We start from the raw sequence: 16,348 nt of genomic DNA, 5'->3' as shown, positions 1-16,348 counted from the left end.
TGAGAGAATGGAGTTAAACCAATGTCTGGATTCTGGAACCAAGCCTTCGACCTCACCGGCCGTTGCGCCGTGATCACCGGCGGGGCCGCCGGGATTGGCCTGGCGTGTGCCAGCCTGCTGGCAGAGCGTGGCGCGCGCGTGGCCCTGCTCGACCGTGACCCAGCCGTGGTTGAAGTGGCCGCCAGCCTGGGCAGCGGGCATCTGGGCCTGGCCGTCGACCTGCGCCAGCTCGACCAGGTGCAAAGCAGCATCGATTACGTGTTCGCGCACTTCAAGCGCCTGGATTATTTGGTCAACAGCGCAGGCGTGGTGATGCTCGACAAGGCCATCGATGTCAGCGAAAACGCCTGGGACATCACCCTGGATATCAACCTCAAGGCCAGCTTTTTCGTGGCCCAGGCCTGCGCCCGGCACATGCTCGCACAGGGCAGCGGGCGCATCGTCAACCTGGCATCCCAGGCGGCGGTGATCGGCCTGGATCGGCATGTGGCCTATTGCGCGAGCAAGGCCGCGATTGTCGGCATGACCAAGGTCCTGGCCATGGAATGGGCGCCGCACATCACTGTAAATGCCATCTCCCCCACCATCGTCGAAACCGCCCTGGGCAAGAAAGCCTGGGCCGGTGAAGTAGGCGAACGGGCCAAATTGCAGATCCCGGCGGGCCGTTTTGCCCAGCCGGATGAAATCGCCGGGCTGGCGTTGTACCTGCTCAGCGACGCAGCCCAGATGATCACCGGCGCCAATATGGTGATCGACGGCGGCTACAGCATTCAGTAACCCTTCTATTCGTCGTGAGGCCTGTCATGTCCACCGCTACCGAACGTACCGCCGAACAACTCCACCCGGTAATCCCCAAGACCATGCAGGCCGTGGTTTGCCATGGCCCGGAAGACTATCGCCTGGAAACCGTCGATGTACCGACGCCAGGCCCCGACGAGATCCTGACCAAGGTCGAGCTGTGCGGCATCTGCATGGGCGATATCAAGACCTATCGCGGCGCGCCGTCGTTCTGGGGCGACGCCGAGCAGCCGCGCTACGTCAAACCGCCGATGATTCCCGGGCATGAGTTTGTATGCCGCGTGGTCGCCCTGGGCCCCGGCGCAGAAAAGCGTGGGGTGAAGGTCGGCGACCGAGTGATTTCCGAGCAGATCGTACCGTGCTGGGGCTGCCGCTTCTGCAACCACGGCCAGTACTGGATGTGCCAGAAACACGATCTCTACGGCTTCCAGAACAACGTCCAGGGCGCCATGGCCCAGTACATGATTTTCACCAAGGAAGGCATCATCCACCAGGTGCCCGACTCCATCGCGCCAGACGAAGCGATCCTTATCGAACCCCTGGCCTGCTCGCTGCACGCGGCGGAACGGGCCAATGTGGATTTCGACGACGTGGTGGTAGTCGCCGGCGCCGGCACCCTGGGCCTGGGGATCATCGGCGCGGTGCGCATGCGCAACCCCAAACGCCTGATCGTGCTCGACATGAAACCCGAACGCGCCGAACTGGCCCTGCGCATGGGCGCCGACGAAGTCTGGAACCCGGCCGAGGTCGATGTACTGGCGAAAATCCGCGAAATCACCGACGGTTATGGCTGCGATATCTATATCGAAGCCACCGGGCACCACAAGGCGGTGAACCAGGGCCTGGCGATGCTGCGCAAGTTGGGGCGCTTCGTCGAATTCAGCGTATTCAACGACGAGGCCACGGTAGATTGGTCGATCATTGGCGACCGCAAGGAACTGGACGTACTCGGCTCGCACCTGGGCCCTTACATGTACCCACGGGCCATCGACTTTATCGGCAAGCGCAAGATCGACATGCGCGACGTGGTCACCCACAAGTTTGCGCTGGCGGATTTCAAGGAGGCGTTTGCGGTGATGGAGCGTGGGGACAAGTCCTTGAAGGTTGTGCTCGAACCCTAAAACACCCCAACCGCTTTTTACTGTAGGAGCGAGCTTGCTCGCGAAAAACCTGAGGGCGACGCACTCATCCAGGTAGCCCGCGTTAGCGTTAACGTTTTTCGCGAGCAAGCTCGCTCCTACAGTTAGTTGCTCACAACAAGAACAGGAACCCGCGTTATGAATCGAGTCATCAACGATCCGGACCAAGTGGTCGAAGACATGCTGCGCGGCATTCTGGTCGCCCACCCGGAGCTGCGCCAAAGCGACAGCAACCCCCGTGTGATCAGCAAGGCCAAGCCCTCCGGCCAGGGCCGCGTAGGTATCGTCACCGGCGGCGGTTCCGGCCATGAACCGGCGTTTCTAGGCTATGTCGGCCCCGGCCTGGTGGACGCGGTGGCCGTCGGCGAAATCTTCTCCTCACCCACCGCCAAGAGTTTTTTCGATGCGTTTCGCGTCGCTGATCACGGTGCCGGCGTGGCCTGCCTGTACGGCAACTATGCCGGCGACAACATGAACGTGAAGCTGGCAATGAAAATGGCCGCCAGCAAAGACATGCGGATCCGCACCGTGGTCGCCAACGATGACGTGGCGTCGGCGCCCAAGGCCGATATCGCCAAGCGGCGCGGGGTGGCCGGGGAAATCTTCATGTGGAAAATCGGCGGGGCCGCCGCCGCGCAGCACTATGACCTGGACGGGGTGATCCGCGTCGCGCAGAAGGCGGTCGATCACTGCCGCTCCATCGGCATCGGCCTGACGCCCTGCACCATTGCAGCGGTGGGCAAGCCGAACTTCCAGATCCCGGACGGCCAGATGGAGTTGGGTATCGGCCACCACGGCGAACCCGGGATCGAGGTGATCCCGATCGAATCCGCGGCGGCCATGGCTCAACGCATGCTGGCACCGATCCTCGCCGACCGCGATTTCAGCCAGGATGACAGCGTGGTGGTGCTGGTCTCGGGCCTGGGCGCGACGCCGGTGATGGAGCTGTACATCTTCTACGCCGAAGTCGAAAGCCAGCTCAAGGCCAAGGGCCTGAAGATCCATCGCTGCTACGTCGGCAACTACTTCACCTCCCTGGAAATGATGGGCGTGACCCTGACCCTGCTGGGCCTGGATGCCGAGCTGAAAACCCTGATCGACCAACCTTGCCGCTCCATCGGCATGACCCAGGCGGAATAAACCATGAGCCAGCATTTTTCCACCCACGACGGCAGCGCGATTGTCACCGACCTGGTCAGCGTGATCGTCGCCAACCGTGAATACCTCAGCGAAGTTGACGGCGCGATTGGCGATGGCGACCACGGCATCAACATGGCCAAGGGCTTTGCCCATTGCGGCCGTACGATCGAAGGCCGGCAACTGACCCTGGCCGAGGCCCTGGATGAACTGACCCTGAGCCTGATGGAAGGCATCGGCGGCTCCATGGGCCCGCTGTATGGCAGCCTGTTTATCGGCATGGCCGACGAGGTGCGTGGCAGCGACAACATCGACGCCGCCACCTTCGCCCATCTGCTGCGCGGTGGCCTGACTTCATTGCAGGACATCACCGAAGCCGGCGTCGGCGATAAGTGCCTGATGGACACCTTGATCCCGGCGGTGGAGGCGTTTGAGCGGGCGCAAACGGCGGGTGCGTCCTTCAGCGACGCCCTGGACGCGATGAAAAGCGCCGCCTCCCAGGGCCGCGATTCGACCAAGGACCTGGTGGCCAGGATCGGCCGGGCCAGCCGCCTGGGCGAACGCTCGCTGGGGGTGCTGGATGCCGGGGCGGTGTCCTGCTGCCTGATCCTCACGCAACTGGCAGACTCGATCCAGCCGCGCCTGGCCCGGTAGGAACCGGATTGCCGTCGCCGGCAAGCCGGCGCCTACGGGGTGGGGTTTTGCTTGATGTGCTGGATGTAGCGCGCCACCGCCGGGGCTTTTTCAAAGCGCCGGTAAATCAGCGACAGCCACGACGATGCATCGCTGCCCTGGAGGGTGCGGTAGTGCACACCCGGCAGGCTGACATGCCCCACCACCGACTCCGGCACCACCGCCACGCCCTGCCCCAGCGACACCAGGGCAATCACCGCCACCAGGCCGCCCGGCTGCGGTCCCAGGCGCGGGGCATAGCCGCCTTGTGCGGCCACCTGCAAGGTGCCGCTGATTTGCTCGGGCAGGATGAAGGTCTCGTTCTGCAAGTGCGCGCAGGTGATCGCCTTCAACCCCAGCAGCCACGAGCCCTGGGGCAGCGCCAGGACAAAACCCTCACTGCCCAGGCGCAGCGCCTCCACACCGTCGGGCAAGGTCATGGGTGAGCGAATGTAGCCAATGTCGTAGCGCCCTTCGGCCACCAGCCCCGGCAACAGCGCCATGGGGCTTTCCCGCACGCTGAGGCTGACATCGGCAAACTGCGCGCAAAACCCCTGCACCTGGCGTTGCAATACCCCGGAATACACCGCCGACGCGACATAGCCCAATTCGATATGACCGATCTCGCCACGCCCGGCGCGCTGGGCATTGCGCTGGGCGAACTCGAACTGGCGCACGGTGCTTTCGGCTTCACCCAGCAACGCGCTGCCCGCCTCGGTCAGGCTCACGTCACGCTGGCGCCGGATAAACAGGCGGGTGCCCAGGGCACGTTCCATATCCTGGATCTGCCGGCTCAAGGTCGGCGGGGCAATATCCAGTTGCTCGGCGGCACGCGTGAAATTGCGGTGCCGGGCAACGGCCAGGAAGTAGCGGAAATGACGTATTTCCATATAAGGATTAGCTCAAAGGTAATGATGTGCTTGGCTTCGGCTAACAGAACCACCGGAAGTTGACGTTAAGCTCAGGGGACGCCCACAGTAGAGAACCCTCATGATGCCCGTCAAATCCAGCTTGCCTGTTGCCTGCCAGGTAATCGCGCCATGAGTCGGGTCAGCCCACGCCTTACCCTGTTGACCGCCTCCGGGGTCTGTTCGCTGATTGTCCTCGACACCAACATCGTCGCGGTGACCCTGCCGACCATTGCCCGCGACCTGGGCGCCAATTTCGCCGATATCGAATGGGTGGTCAGCGCCTATATGCTGGCCTTCGCCGCCCTGCTGTTGCCGGCCGGGAGCATTGCCGACCGCTTCGGCCGCAAGAAGACCCTGGTGTGGGGCCTGGGTATTTTTATCCTCGCCTCCCTGGGCTGTGGCGCTGCGCCCAGCGTGCTGCTGCTGGATATTGCCCGCGCCGTGAAGGGTGTCGGTGCCGCACTGCTGCTGACCTCGGCCCTAGCATCCATCGGCCATGCCTTTCACGATGAGCTGGAACGGGCCAAGGCCTGGGCGTTCTGGGGGGCCTGCATGGGCGTGGCGATGACCGCCGCCCCAACCCTCGGCGGCCTGATTACCCATTACATGGGCTGGCGCTGGATTTTCTACCTCAACCTGCCGGTGGGCCTGGCGTTGCTGGCGCTGGTCCTGCATGCCATCCCGGAATCGCGCGACAGTCACTCGGCGCGCCTCGATCCTTGGGGCAGCCTGACCTTCAGCGCCAGCCTGCTGTGCCTGATCTGGGGCCTGATCGAAGCCAACCGGATCGGCTGGGACAACCCACTGACCTATGCGCGCCTGCTCGGCGGCGCGTTCCTGCTGGGCCTGTTTGTGCTGGTGGAGCGTGTGCAGCGACGGCCAATGGTAGACCTGCAACTGTTCCAGTACCCGCGATTTATCGGCGCGCTGCTGGGGATGTTTGCCTACGCCGGGTGCGCCCAGGTGATGATGACGCTGCTGCCGTTCTACCTGCAAAACGGCCTGGAGTTTTCTGCGATTGCCTCGGGCCTGGGAATGCTGCCGTTTGCCCTGACCATGCTGATCTGCCCGCGTATCGGCGCACGCCTGGCCAACCGCTTCGCCCCCGCGACCATGATGGCAACCGGGCTGGCCCTGGTGGGCTGCGGCAACCTGTTCAGCGCCTGGGCGGTCAGTGTCGGCGGTTACCTGCCGTTCGCCCTGGCGATAGCCGTGACCGGCGCCGGTGCCGGCCTGCTCAATGGCGACACCCAGAAAAACATCATGGCCTGCGTACCGAGGGACCGTGCGGGCATGGCCTCGGGCATGAGTACCACCATGCGTTTCAGTGCGATCATGTTGGCGATTGGGGTGTATGGCGCGCTGCTGGCCAGCCATAGCGAGCATCTGCTGCACGCCAGCCTCGGCGCGCAATGGCAGGCACAGGTACCGGGGATTGCCTCGCGGGTGGTGGCCGGGGATATGCCAGCGGCCATGGCGCTGCTGCCGGAATCGGCGCAGGGGCCGGTGCAACCCTTGGCATGGCAGGCATTTGTCGGTGGGTTTGGCAGGGTGTTGTGGGTGGCGGGGCTATTGAGCCTGCTGGGAGCGCTGGTAGTAGGCCTGTTGATGAGGCATCCGATTCCACTGCTGCAGCCCGTAGCCCCAGTCAAGTGAGCGTCAGCAAGATCCCGAAGCTCACCAGCAATGCGCCAAAAATCCGGTCGATCCACTGTCGCGCGGCCAATAACCTGGCGCGCACCGCCCCGGCGGAGAAGCACAGTGCGACGAGGCTGAACCACACCACATGCGCTCCAGCGATAAATAGCCCGTACCCGATTTGTGCCGTCACAGCGGTGTCCGGCCGTACGACTCCCATGAACAGACTGACGATGAAGATCGATGTCTTAGGATTCAACGCATTTGTGAGAAATCCCGTACGCAGCGCTCCCAGATCAGACATGGCGGGCGGTGGCGCATCCGACGGTTCAGTGGCCGGCCCGGAGCGAAGCATCTTGATGCCCAAGTAGACGAGATAGGCCGCTCCAGCCAGCTTCAACACATTGAACAACCAAGGCGTTTGTTGCAGCACCAAGCCCAATCCGAGCAGCGTGTAGCACACGTGAACAAGCACCCCCAGGCCAATTCCGACAGCGGTGAGCACGCCCGCCCTTCGAGACAGGAGCAATCCGTTGCGAGACACCATGGCGAAATCCGGCCCTGGACTGATGCACGCCAGTAGTGTGATGGTGATTACCGCTATCCATTCGCCCATGCTGTACCCTTTGAATTCTTGGTGGTGTAGGGCAATATTTACAGATCCTACGCCTTGGTAAAAACGATGATTTCTGAAGCAAATGGTGACTACAACTCACCGACTTCTGAGACTCGCATGCCGTCTCTGCTGGCATTGCGCTGCTTCGAAGCAGCCGCACGCCTGGAAAACTTCGCCCGCGCAGCTGACGAGTTGCACCTGACACCGGGGGCCATCAGCCGCGCAGTGCGCCTGCTTGAAGAGGATTTGGGTGTTGACCTGTTCGAGCGGCGTGGCCGAAGGGTGTTTTTAACCGATGCCGGAAGACGCCTGGCAAAAGCCACCAGTGAAGGGCTGGGGTTGATGACCCAGGCCGTACGCGAGATACGCACCGACGCCCGTCGAGCTCGCCAGCTCGTCCTGTCCTGCGAGCCCACGCTGTTGATGCGCTGGTTGATTCCTCGCTGGAGCGACTTCCAGACCCTTCACCCAGGCCTGGACATTCACCTGGTTGCTGGCGGCGGCCCCTTTTCATTCAACCAGGGTATCGACCTGGCCATCCGGCGCGACGATTTTCCCTGTCCTCCCGGCTACCATACCGAGACGCTATTCCCAGAGCAGGTCGGCCCCGTATGCCGGCCAGAAAAGGCAGATCAGTGGTTTGGCAAAAATCGCAAATCCCTGCTCCCCTCTGCCCCGCTACTGCAAACAGCTAGCCGGCCCACGGCTTGGCACGAATGGGCTTACGCAAAGCAACTGCCTGCTCCAGAAATGGAAATGCAATCTTTCGAGCACTTCTATTTCAGCATCCAGGCCGCCGTTGCAGGCCTTGGGGTAGCCATCGGCCCATGGCACCTGGTGCGCGACGATATCCAAAGCGGTGTGTTAGCCGCGCCATTGGGCTTTGTTGAAGATGGCTCGCGGTACTGCCTGCTATCGCCTACAGCGCCGAGGCCGGGTAGCGTGGAGATGGCGCTACTTGAATGGTTGCAAACTGTGGGGTGAGATGTCTGGGTGTTCAATCATACCCCGGCGAACTAGCCAACTTGCCGAACGCGAAGCCCCTAAATAACAGGCGATAGAAAAGGACATACCGTGCTTATCGTATTCAGCGGCCTTCCCGGCACCGGCAAAACCACAATCGCCAAGGAGCTTGCGGCTAAAACCGGCGCCGTTTACCTGCGGATCGATACGATTGAGCAAGCGATCCGCAACTGCGCAGTTCTTGCACAAGACGTGGGGTCCAGCGGCTATAGGGTCGCGAATGAACTTGCCCTGAGTAATCTTCGCCTTGGCCACACGGTCATCGTTGACTGCGTAAACCCTGTAAGCGAAAGCCGAATAGCCTGGAGCGAAATCGCCGTAAAGGCGGGTATCGAGTTATTCAATATTCAAGTGATTTGCTCTGATAAAAATGAACACCAGCAGCGGGTGGAAACCAGGAAGAGTGATATTGCGGGGCTGATCCCACCCACCTGGCAGTCTGTGCTGGATCATGAATACGAAGCCTGGGAAGAAGCTCCGTTTTGCATAGATACTGCGCTGGTTTCACCGGCGCAAGCGCTCTCGATGATCACCGACCGATTACTGTCTTAGCGGGTAATGACGTCTATAAAGCTTCAAACATAGGATTGATGCACAGCGACTCTGGAGATGCATATGGACTTGGCAACACTCGCGTTATTCCTGCCCGCATGCTTTGCGCTGAATATGGCGCCAGGGCCCAACAATCTGCTGTCTATCAGCAATGCAACCCGCTATGGCTATCGCACATCCTGCATGGCCGGCGTAGGTCGCTTGCTGGCGTTCGCAATCATGATCGCACTTGCCTCGGCGGGCTTGGCCGTGGTGTTGCAAACTTCAGAGCTAGTCTTTTACGGGATCAAAATAATTGGCGCGGCTTATCTTTTCTACCTGGCGTATCAACTGTGGAACGCGGCACCGCAAGTAGCAGCCGAATCCGAAACCCCTCAGGTGGGACTGTGGGGGTTGGCAAGACAGGAATTCCTCGTGGCCGCCGGCAACCCCAAAGCCATTCTGATCTTTACCGCGTTCTTACCTCAATTCGTTGACCCAGCGGTAGACGTGGGCTCCCAGTTCACGCTGCTGGGATTGCTGTTCCTGGTATTGGAATGGATTGCCATTGGCATCTACGCATACATCGGACTGCACATGCGCCGCTGGTTTACCCAGCCTCGAGGCAAGAAGATTTTTAATCGTTGCTGCGCGGGTTTGTTGTCCGTAGCTGCCTCGATGTTATTGATGGCGCGGCGTGGGTGAGTCTCATCAACAAAACAAAAACGGGACAGATTGATCTTCAAGCGGACGCAAGCTGAATCGCCCCTAGTTTCGTAGACGCCATCAAGCTACAAGGAAGGGTTGCTAACCCTGCATAACTGTCCGCTTTTGGCCGATTTCTGCCGGTGACAACCGACTGAAAACGGCCAAAAGCAGACGCTCAGCGATGGGGGCTAAGCGATGTATTTCATCCCATAATAAGCTTCAGAAAGCTTTCAGCCTCAGAACGGCTATGGAACATCAAAGTGAAGGTGCCCAGCGTAAGCAAGCAGCAAGGGGGAGATTCGATTTCTTCGAAAACGATTTTCACAGACGTCCTCCAGTCAAACCTTAATTACGTAGTTACAGGAAGTAGCGGTTTGACCTGCCTTCCATCCTGAAACACCCGATCCTTACCATCATGCTTGGCTTTATACATATTGCTGTCGGCGCATTTGAGCACCGTTGACATGTCCGATGTCGCTCGGAACGGCGCGACGCCCGCGCTGCAAGTGAATTGATGCGGAGGCAATACGCTGCTACGGATGTTGGCCAGCAGGCGCAACGCATATTCATTAGCAACCGCATCATCTTCGCCTAACAACAAGACACCGAACTCCTCACCTCCAATCCGTCCGACACAGTGGCTGCCAGCGGTGGTTTTCAGGCACCCGGCCATGGCACACAAAATCTTGTCACCGACATCGTGACCGTACTGATCGTTTTTTAATTTAAAGTCGTCAATGTCCAACATTATGAAGTAGCCGCTGGGACCTTCAGCCAATGCCTTTTTTAAGGTCTCTATAAAGGCCCGCCGGTTAAGTAAGGAGGTGAGAAAGTCTGTCTCCGCCAATGTCCTGAACTCACTTTCGACCAACAATACCGACCGCATGCTTCTTAAAAAGGTAAAGCTAAGAGTAAAACCAATGGACATGGAGGCAACGCAAAAAATTACCACATAAACTTCCAGCCCCCGGTAAAAGCCAACGTCCAAAGTGGGCCACATCAGCATCCAGACCAGTAATGTAGAAAAAAGATAGTCCTGAACTGTGACAAATAAGATAGCACTGCTTACCACGATGATCACAGCAAGGGGCAGCGTAAAGACGCGTAACTGCACATTGGTGTCAATCACATATGCAAAGCCGAGTGACAAAATCAATATATAGACGCCGCCGAGCATTCTCCATATGCGGAAATCAGCAACTACGCGATGGACGTACCAAATAACAAACAACAATGTTGTGACCAATAGGTTCGGTAGATTTAACGTTGTCGCAGGCTCAATCAGCAAAACGCAAAGCCAGGAAACAATTCCTGCCATTTCAATCTTGGTAACCGCTGGTGACAGCAGCGTTCGCATTCTTGGTCGGATTTTGAAAATCGCCGGCATCCCTAAACTCCTTTTCCGAAACGGCCTGAATGTGACGTGAACGTGTGAGCAATACCTGACCAATGACTTAAGTGTATTTCGGCATCTATACTCCTGTTATCAATCGGAAAAGACTGCACGCAAAACTTTCATATTGCTTTCACCATCAACGAAGAGGCGTTACCGCGACGCAGATAGAGCATTCAATGCAGGTCGCTGGTGACTCTGCCAATGGCTTTCACGACTTGCTTTGCGCCTGACTGGATAGCCACCATCGCCATACCTGCCTGTTCGGACAGTTCCAATAAAACGTCGGCTTGGTCTCTGCTGCACTGGACATGCAACGCTGCTGCGCCGGCCAATTCTCGGTTTTGCCTGACCACGCCGTTAATCTCCCGCGTGGCTGCACTGGTACGGCCGGCGAGCTTGCGCACTTCATCCGCCACAACAGCGAATCCTCGCCCATGCACTCCAGCACGTGCAGCTTCGATAGCGGCGTTAAGCGCCAAAAGATTGGTCTGGGTGGCAATGGCGCCAATCGTGTCGACGATGGAACCGATCAACTGCGACTGCGATTCAAGCGCGGTCATGCTGGCGGTCACCAAGGCCATCTGTTGGGCGATATTCTGTGTTCCAAGTACGGAGTCGGCGACCAATTCCATACCTCGGTTAGCTTTTACATCGGTATCTAGCGACACCTCGTAAGCCATGGTCGCTGCTTGTTTGATTTGGTCGGCTTTTTCAACTTGCTCGGTCACTACACTGGCGAATTTGGCAATTTTATAAACCCGACCGGAAGCGTCTCTGATGGGATTGTAAGTGGCCTCTAGCCACACCACTTTTCCGCTTTTATCTACCCGGCGAAAGCGACCAGCGTTAAACACGCCCTTGTTCAGACTCTTCCAGAACTCGGCGTAATGCGCCGACGCCACGTCCTCCGCGAGGCAGAACAGGCGGTGATGCTTGCCCTGTATCTCCGCAAGGCTATAACCCATGGCCTGGACGAACGATTCGTTGGCGTAAATGACCTCACCCGCGAGACTGAACTGAATCATCGCCATCGAGCGGTTCAGTGCGTTGAACATTTCGATGACCTCCTGTTCGTCTTGCGCCAGAGGTGGTGCAACCATGCCGTAGCCTTGAAACGTCCGGTTCGCTGCAGCGATCCAACCTACATTGAGTGTCACAGCCCGGCCGTCGGAGGCACGATAGCGTTGCCGTTGGATGGCGTACAGGTTGGGTGCAAAATCATTCTGCGGCTCCGCGTTGATGTTACTCATTGCCATATTTGAAAGCTGTTCGAGCGAGTATCCCAGCGTTTGCGCAAACCGCTGGTTGGCCGAGATAATCCGACCAGCACCATCGACACCTATTGAAAGAAAAACCGCTTCGATACCGGCAACTGTACCGAGCGACAGGGACAGTTCCTCTTGGCAGGCAAAAAGAGCATTCTTTATCTGGCGATTAAACACGCTGAACTCCGGTATAAAAAATTACAACAGAAAAAGACATTGCTCAGTGTTTAAGTCGATCCCGAGAGGGAAGGTTAAATAACAAACGAACTCATTGGGGCCAGCGTCCACTAACAATGCAAATACAGCCAGACTTATTTTCCACTTCGCTTTCATCAACTCCCAGTTCCATGCTGACCCGTGCAACTGCGAAGTAAATTGACATGGCCCGCCGCATCAGTTCGAGAAAGGCCGGGCTCAACTCCACCAAGCGTTTATCGCATTTGAAATAGCCGTGTAACTGGCCTTCCTTGATCATGCGCTGCATGTGTGTTTTGGATACGCCCAGACGCGATGAAAGCTCAACATAAGAGGATACTTTGTAGCCAGTCTCTAACGAGCCGTTGCGCAAGGCATCAGCATAGAGTGCGAGCATCGGCAGGTGACCGCCATCCCGGTTGAGAATCCATTTCGCTTCAGGCAAAAGCTTGTGGAGCAGGAAGTCGCCTTCAAGTATTCTGGCAAAACCTCGAAAAAAAACGCGCAATAGATCCGCACTTTTCCCCATGCCCGACAACCAACTGTCGTATGGAGAAATCATCTGCGAAGGCAGTAGATACGATTTGATTAGCTGCGCGGTATTGCACAGCGCTTTATCCGTGGGTCGGAAGCTACGTTGGCGTCCGTCCTGGACATGTAACCGGACATCCAGATATCCGGCGATAGATAAGAACGAGCAATATGAGTCCAGGCTGTTGCGAGACATATAGCCACGTTCTTGGCAAAATGCTTTCACTTTGGATAAGGGAACTTGCTCATCTTTATAACTAAAGCTCAACAAAGACAGGGCTACCATGAACCGGTCATATTTCAACAGGTTTTTATAGAATGAAGGCTTTTGTCGATAGCTCTCCATAACCAAATCGAAATGCAGGAGAACAGCTTCGTCTATATTGCCTCGGGTCATTTCGTAACTGGTCTCTTTCAAATTCTCAAGCAGATCAGTCTTGTTCATCGAGTACACAACCCTTAATCGGTAATATCAAACGGCTACCATTCACAATACGCACAGTATATGTGTATTCGAACCGCTGGCAGGTTCACCCCAAAAATGTTTTATGACCTGACTCGCTTCGATTACCGGTCATCCGCAAGCGTGTCTGATCGATGCCCTCCGGCTTAAAGACGCGCTGCGTGCATGAATCCGTTCGACCAATTGCAGCCAACAACGCATCACGATAATTCCCGCCCGTTCTTGCATCATGATCCTAGCCACGTTCCCCTCGTGCCACCGAACTATAGTTGTAGGATCTAACCCATCTTGGAGTAGGCCAGCGCGAATTCATCGGCCAGGATCCTGACGGTTGTCTCGTCAGGTTGGTAGCGCGGTTGGGTGAGAGGCCGACTTACTCAATCTGAATTTGAATCTGAGCCAAGCCGATGTTCAGGTTTTGGGTTCAGCGGACGCAGTTCAACGTCCGCTAATGGCCGTTAGTGAACGCTCAGGCTCCTGAGTCTCGAGCACAATCCCACGCCCAATCGAGCAGAGCCATACCGATAACGGCGTCTTAAATTTCCCGTAAAAAGATAGGGTTGCGGAAGCGATCCGAAAAATTGCGGATGCGATGACCAAATCACAGGCAATAAAAAACCCCGTAGACGCTAATCTACGGGGCTTTCAAGAGTGGAGGCCGAGGTCGGAATCGAACCGGCGTAGGCGGATTTGCAATCCATCAATATATTGTTACATATCAATAAGATATGCTAAATTCAATTCCGCATCGGCAATATTCAAACGGTGCTTGAGCCCCCTAACATCGGGCAACTCTGTTTCAGTTGCGGAATGAATTTACTGTGCTTGATGCCTACATCAGAATAGCCCTACGATGAGGGGTTGGGCATAGCCTTCTTGTTCCCCACTTCTAGCAATGTTGCTAAACCAACTTTTGTAGAATTTAGGCTGCAGCAAGAATCCTTATAAGAAACTTAAAGCAACTATTCCACTTTGAGCACTTCCGATTATGTGCCCAGATGATTTCTACCTGCAATATTGTCAACAAGCTCCTTAATAGACAAAGGACGGTTTCGGTATCGTGATATTAACGAAGTCGCTGTTAGATAAAACGATATTGAAGCACCACAGATAAATATCATTCGCCAATACTCAGCCCGAATAATAAAATCTCGAAACTCACTTGTAAACAATGTCGTCGCCAAGGTAAGACAAATCCCAAGAGGAGCAACCCAATCTTGACTACTCAAAATACCACGCTGATAATCACCTAATATTCTATGTAACTTATCCTCTGTAATACCAATAATATGGGTATCTGTATTTTGTGATATGCCACTTGGATTTATCTTCACTTGATCCTCTTGCGGCTTTCCAGCCACAATCGGAGGAAGAAGCTGCTCGGGATCGGTTAGTTTCACTTGGTGGCACTCCACCAAAACTGAAGAGTCAGCTGATTCACGCCCCCTACAGCATAGTTAGCCATCATCAACTCTACAGTTCCTTCATCATTAATTTTCGCAAATGAAAATAAAGAATTCAAAACAGTACCCATGGAGCTATTCCAATTTTGCAAGGTCATCAGCGATCTATTCCCGACTGGAATGAAAGAGACATTCTGACCATCACCCTTATTTTCGAAAGCAATAGTCATACGAAGCGTAGTTGGATTTTTCGTATATTCGGGACCAATATACAAGTCAACTTCACACTTCATAGCATTGGGAACAATCACCTCATAAGTAGCAATAAGCTCTCGACCTTCCAAACGTACACTTGCAACCATCACCATGCTCCTTGCATCGTTATTTAGCAAAATCAGTAAGACATCAACAATACGTTACACGCTAAGCGGAGCCAATTTCAACAAACAAAGCGGAATTTATTTATTATTTCTCTACCTTAGCTTCGGGTCGACTCTGTTGAAAAAGTCAGTTTTCTCAAACTGCCCGAAGACTGATTCGTGAAAGCGCCTCACTAGCATGCTGCTGTGTGAAGTCTGAGTCCGATTGCCTCAGCGACGATTCCAGTTTTCAATCTTGGACGCGTACATTTTGCCCATTAAAACCAAGGCCGACCGTTTCAACAGAATCGGTCGAATGCGGTTGTTGGGTATGACCTTAAATGAGAGTTGTGGATAGGGATTTGAACCCGCCCAGATGGTCAGCAGGCCGCAACAGGCCCGTTTTTACTGACGTCTAACCCTATGGGATTGGGCTGGGGCGCCCTAATGCGACCCAGATTCCGCCCTAAATTTGCCCTAAGATTCCGGCATGCTAGCCACTTATCCAACTGCAAAGCGCGCTTCTGGTTCAAGGCTGTTTTTTCTTGGGCTGGCGCAGTAGCCAAGTGCTATCCTGGCATCTCCTTTTGACATCAGAGAATGAATCTATGACAGCTGAAGAGAAGGCGCTCGGTAAACTGCTTGAATACGGGCATTTCGATCAGGAAGAAAAAAAGGTTGAAGGCATCGCAAAGCGAGCCATGAGCCATGGTTACGACAGCCTTACTCAACCGCAGAAAGCAGTTCTCAGTAAACATCTCACAAGAGACTGCGAAGGCGTTACGGACCCGGGCGGACACCACAATGGCTGTCAAGCAGAGCTTGAGGGTGAAGCACTCGCCGAAGCGCTCGACAGAGAGAGCTACGGCGATGGTTTCATTTGTGACTCGTGCGACCAAGAATCACATGAGCATCAGCGTCAGTGGGACAAGATGAACGCTGAGTAAGTCATGGCCTGCACACGCCGATTGTGTAGGGGTATGCGGGGGATTTGGGGGAAAGGCCGGGGATTGCTGGATGTAATGCGCACATGCGGCAGATCGCATAACTGCATAATTGGCATTGGATGGCACTGATTGGCGTACGGTTTGCGCCATTTATGCCCCATGCTCGGCGTTCGTGGCGCCACAGAAACCATCCGCCCACGATGGATTGGACGTAGCCCGCCCCAAACTTCCCATAGGCACTCCTCACAATGCGTCGTGCGCCAGCTCCCGTAACAATTTCTAAGCAAGCTCTAGACCTAGCCTCCGCTTCGACCAGAGTTCAAGGTCGCGCTAGACAAGCTTGCTGACGGACAATATAGAGATTCTGCAAAGCCGCTATCAGTCAGTAACGGATCTTAGCCTAGGGGCTCTCCAGGCGAATACTGGCCGCTAAATGTATCTCTGAAATTAGGAGCAAGGCATCTGTCGGTTCCACCGCCTGCAGAGTAATTGTAGTGGTCTAATGAAACCGGACACCCATTTAGGCGAGAATGCTCGCCAGTTAGAGGTGTCTGATGACAAAACAACGTCGTTCCTTTTCCGCTGAATTCAAACGCGAGGCCGCAGGCCTCGTGCT

At 56.0% G+C, this 16,348-nt stretch carries 16 protein-coding genes and 1 pseudogene; 10 read left to right on the top strand and 7 right to left on the bottom strand.

Annotation, left to right across the window (positions count from 1 at the left end; translation table 11 throughout):
* The first annotated feature begins 21 nt into the window (after positions 1-21).
* The 4 genes from HBO11_RS04975 (at position 22) to dhaL (ending at position 3,728) form a co-directional block, all read left to right on the top strand.
* The gene (locus tag HBO11_RS04975; RefSeq protein ID WP_169956586.1) at positions 22-777 is read left to right on the top strand and encodes an SDR family oxidoreductase; all 756 of its coding nucleotides are present in this window, start codon (positions 22-24) and stop codon (positions 775-777) included.
* A gap of 26 nt (positions 778-803) precedes the next feature.
* Complete coding sequence (locus tag HBO11_RS04970) at positions 804-1,919, top strand: alcohol dehydrogenase catalytic domain-containing protein (RefSeq protein ID WP_029293713.1); 1,116 nt, start codon at positions 804-806, stop codon at positions 1,917-1,919.
* Between the two features lie 156 nt (positions 1,920-2,075).
* The gene (locus HBO11_RS04965) at positions 2,076-3,077 is read left to right on the top strand and encodes a dihydroxyacetone kinase subunit DhaK (protein WP_169956588.1); all 1,002 of its coding nucleotides are present in this window, start codon (positions 2,076-2,078) and stop codon (positions 3,075-3,077) included.
* Positions 3,078-3,080: 3 nt separating this feature from the next.
* Positions 3,081-3,728, top strand: a complete 648-nt coding sequence (dhaL, locus tag HBO11_RS04960) for a dihydroxyacetone kinase subunit DhaL (protein ID WP_169956590.1) — start codon at positions 3,081-3,083, stop codon at positions 3,726-3,728.
* A gap of 32 nt (positions 3,729-3,760) precedes the next feature.
* Here dhaL and HBO11_RS04955 read toward each other — a convergent pair whose 3' ends face one another.
* On the bottom strand, positions 3,761-4,636 hold the full coding sequence (locus HBO11_RS04955) for a LysR substrate-binding domain-containing protein (RefSeq protein WP_169956592.1): 876 nt from the start codon (positions 4,634-4,636) through the stop codon (positions 3,761-3,763).
* Between the two features lie 150 nt (positions 4,637-4,786).
* On the opposite strand from HBO11_RS04955, the gene HBO11_RS04950 reads away from it, so the two are divergent.
* The gene (locus HBO11_RS04950) at positions 4,787-6,313 is read left to right on the top strand and encodes an MFS transporter (protein ID WP_169956594.1); all 1,527 of its coding nucleotides are present in this window, start codon (positions 4,787-4,789) and stop codon (positions 6,311-6,313) included.
* On the opposite strand, the gene HBO11_RS04945 is transcribed toward HBO11_RS04950, so the two are convergent.
* Entirely contained in the window at positions 6,306-6,911 is a 606-nt protein-coding gene (locus HBO11_RS04945; RefSeq protein WP_169956596.1) for a LysE family translocator, read from the bottom strand. The two genes, HBO11_RS04950 and HBO11_RS04945, sit on opposite strands and share 8 nt — an antisense overlap.
* Before the next feature lie 66 nt (positions 6,912-6,977).
* Here HBO11_RS04945 and HBO11_RS04940 point away from each other — a divergent pair, with 66 nt between their 5' ends.
* The 3 genes from HBO11_RS04940 to HBO11_RS04930 all read left to right on the top strand — a co-directional run bounded on the left by HBO11_RS04940 (position 6,978) and on the right by HBO11_RS04930 (position 9,170).
* Positions 6,978-7,895 (top strand): LysR family transcriptional regulator, encoded by a 918-nt coding sequence (locus tag HBO11_RS04940; protein WP_169956598.1) that lies wholly within the window; start codon positions 6,978-6,980, stop codon positions 7,893-7,895.
* A gap of 90 nt (positions 7,896-7,985) precedes the next feature.
* Positions 7,986-8,486 carry an AAA family ATPase gene (locus HBO11_RS04935; protein WP_169956600.1) on the top strand — a complete coding sequence of 167 codons (501 nt, stop codon included), beginning with the start codon at positions 7,986-7,988 and terminating at the stop codon, positions 8,484-8,486.
* Between the two features lie 63 nt (positions 8,487-8,549).
* A complete protein-coding gene (locus HBO11_RS04930; RefSeq protein ID WP_169956602.1) occupies positions 8,550-9,170 on the top strand; it encodes a LysE family translocator in 621 nt (206 codons plus the stop codon).
* A 352-nt stretch (positions 9,171-9,522) separates the two neighbouring features.
* Here the strand turns inward: HBO11_RS04930 and HBO11_RS04925 are convergent, their stop codons facing one another.
* The 3 genes from HBO11_RS04925 to HBO11_RS04915 all read right to left on the bottom strand — a co-directional run bounded on the left by HBO11_RS04925 (position 9,523) and on the right by HBO11_RS04915 (position 13,005).
* Complete coding sequence (locus HBO11_RS04925; protein WP_169956604.1) at positions 9,523-10,560, bottom strand: GGDEF domain-containing protein; 1,038 nt, start codon at positions 10,558-10,560, stop codon at positions 9,523-9,525.
* A gap of 182 nt (positions 10,561-10,742) precedes the next feature.
* On the bottom strand, positions 10,743-12,011 hold the full coding sequence (locus tag HBO11_RS04920) for a methyl-accepting chemotaxis protein (protein WP_169956606.1): 1,269 nt from the start codon (positions 12,009-12,011) through the stop codon (positions 10,743-10,745).
* A gap of 91 nt (positions 12,012-12,102) precedes the next feature.
* On the bottom strand, positions 12,103-13,005 hold the full coding sequence (locus HBO11_RS04915) for a hypothetical protein (RefSeq protein WP_169956608.1): 903 nt from the start codon (positions 13,003-13,005) through the stop codon (positions 12,103-12,105).
* A gap of 305 nt (positions 13,006-13,310) precedes the next feature.
* Between HBO11_RS04915 and HBO11_RS28600 the strand changes: the two are divergent.
* Positions 13,311-13,409, top strand: a pseudogene (locus tag HBO11_RS28600) (VOC family protein); the annotation flags it as partial.
* Positions 13,410-14,009: 600 nt separating this feature from the next.
* Here HBO11_RS28600 and HBO11_RS04910 read toward each other — a convergent pair.
* Together HBO11_RS04910 and HBO11_RS04905 are read right to left on the bottom strand one after the other, a co-directional pair.
* A complete protein-coding gene (locus HBO11_RS04910; protein ID WP_169956610.1) occupies positions 14,010-14,423 on the bottom strand; it encodes a hypothetical protein in 414 nt (137 codons plus the stop codon).
* Positions 14,420-14,788, bottom strand: a complete 369-nt coding sequence (locus HBO11_RS04905; RefSeq protein WP_169956612.1) for a hypothetical protein — start codon at positions 14,786-14,788, stop codon at positions 14,420-14,422. Before HBO11_RS04905 ends, HBO11_RS04910 begins: the two co-directional genes overlap by 4 nt.
* Before the next feature lie 605 nt (positions 14,789-15,393).
* On the opposite strand from HBO11_RS04905, the gene HBO11_RS04900 reads away from it, so the two are divergent.
* A complete protein-coding gene (locus HBO11_RS04900; RefSeq protein WP_170058840.1) occupies positions 15,394-15,732 on the top strand; it encodes a hypothetical protein in 339 nt (112 codons plus the stop codon).
* Positions 15,733-16,348: the final 616 nt, after the last annotated feature.

The organism is Pseudomonas sp. WS 5010, assembly GCF_012985565.1.
Classification (GTDB): Bacteria; Pseudomonadota; Gammaproteobacteria; order Pseudomonadales; family Pseudomonadaceae; genus Aquipseudomonas.
The sequence above is the reverse complement of the archived record's forward strand: the minus strand, read 5'-3'. Positions and strand labels throughout refer to the sequence as shown.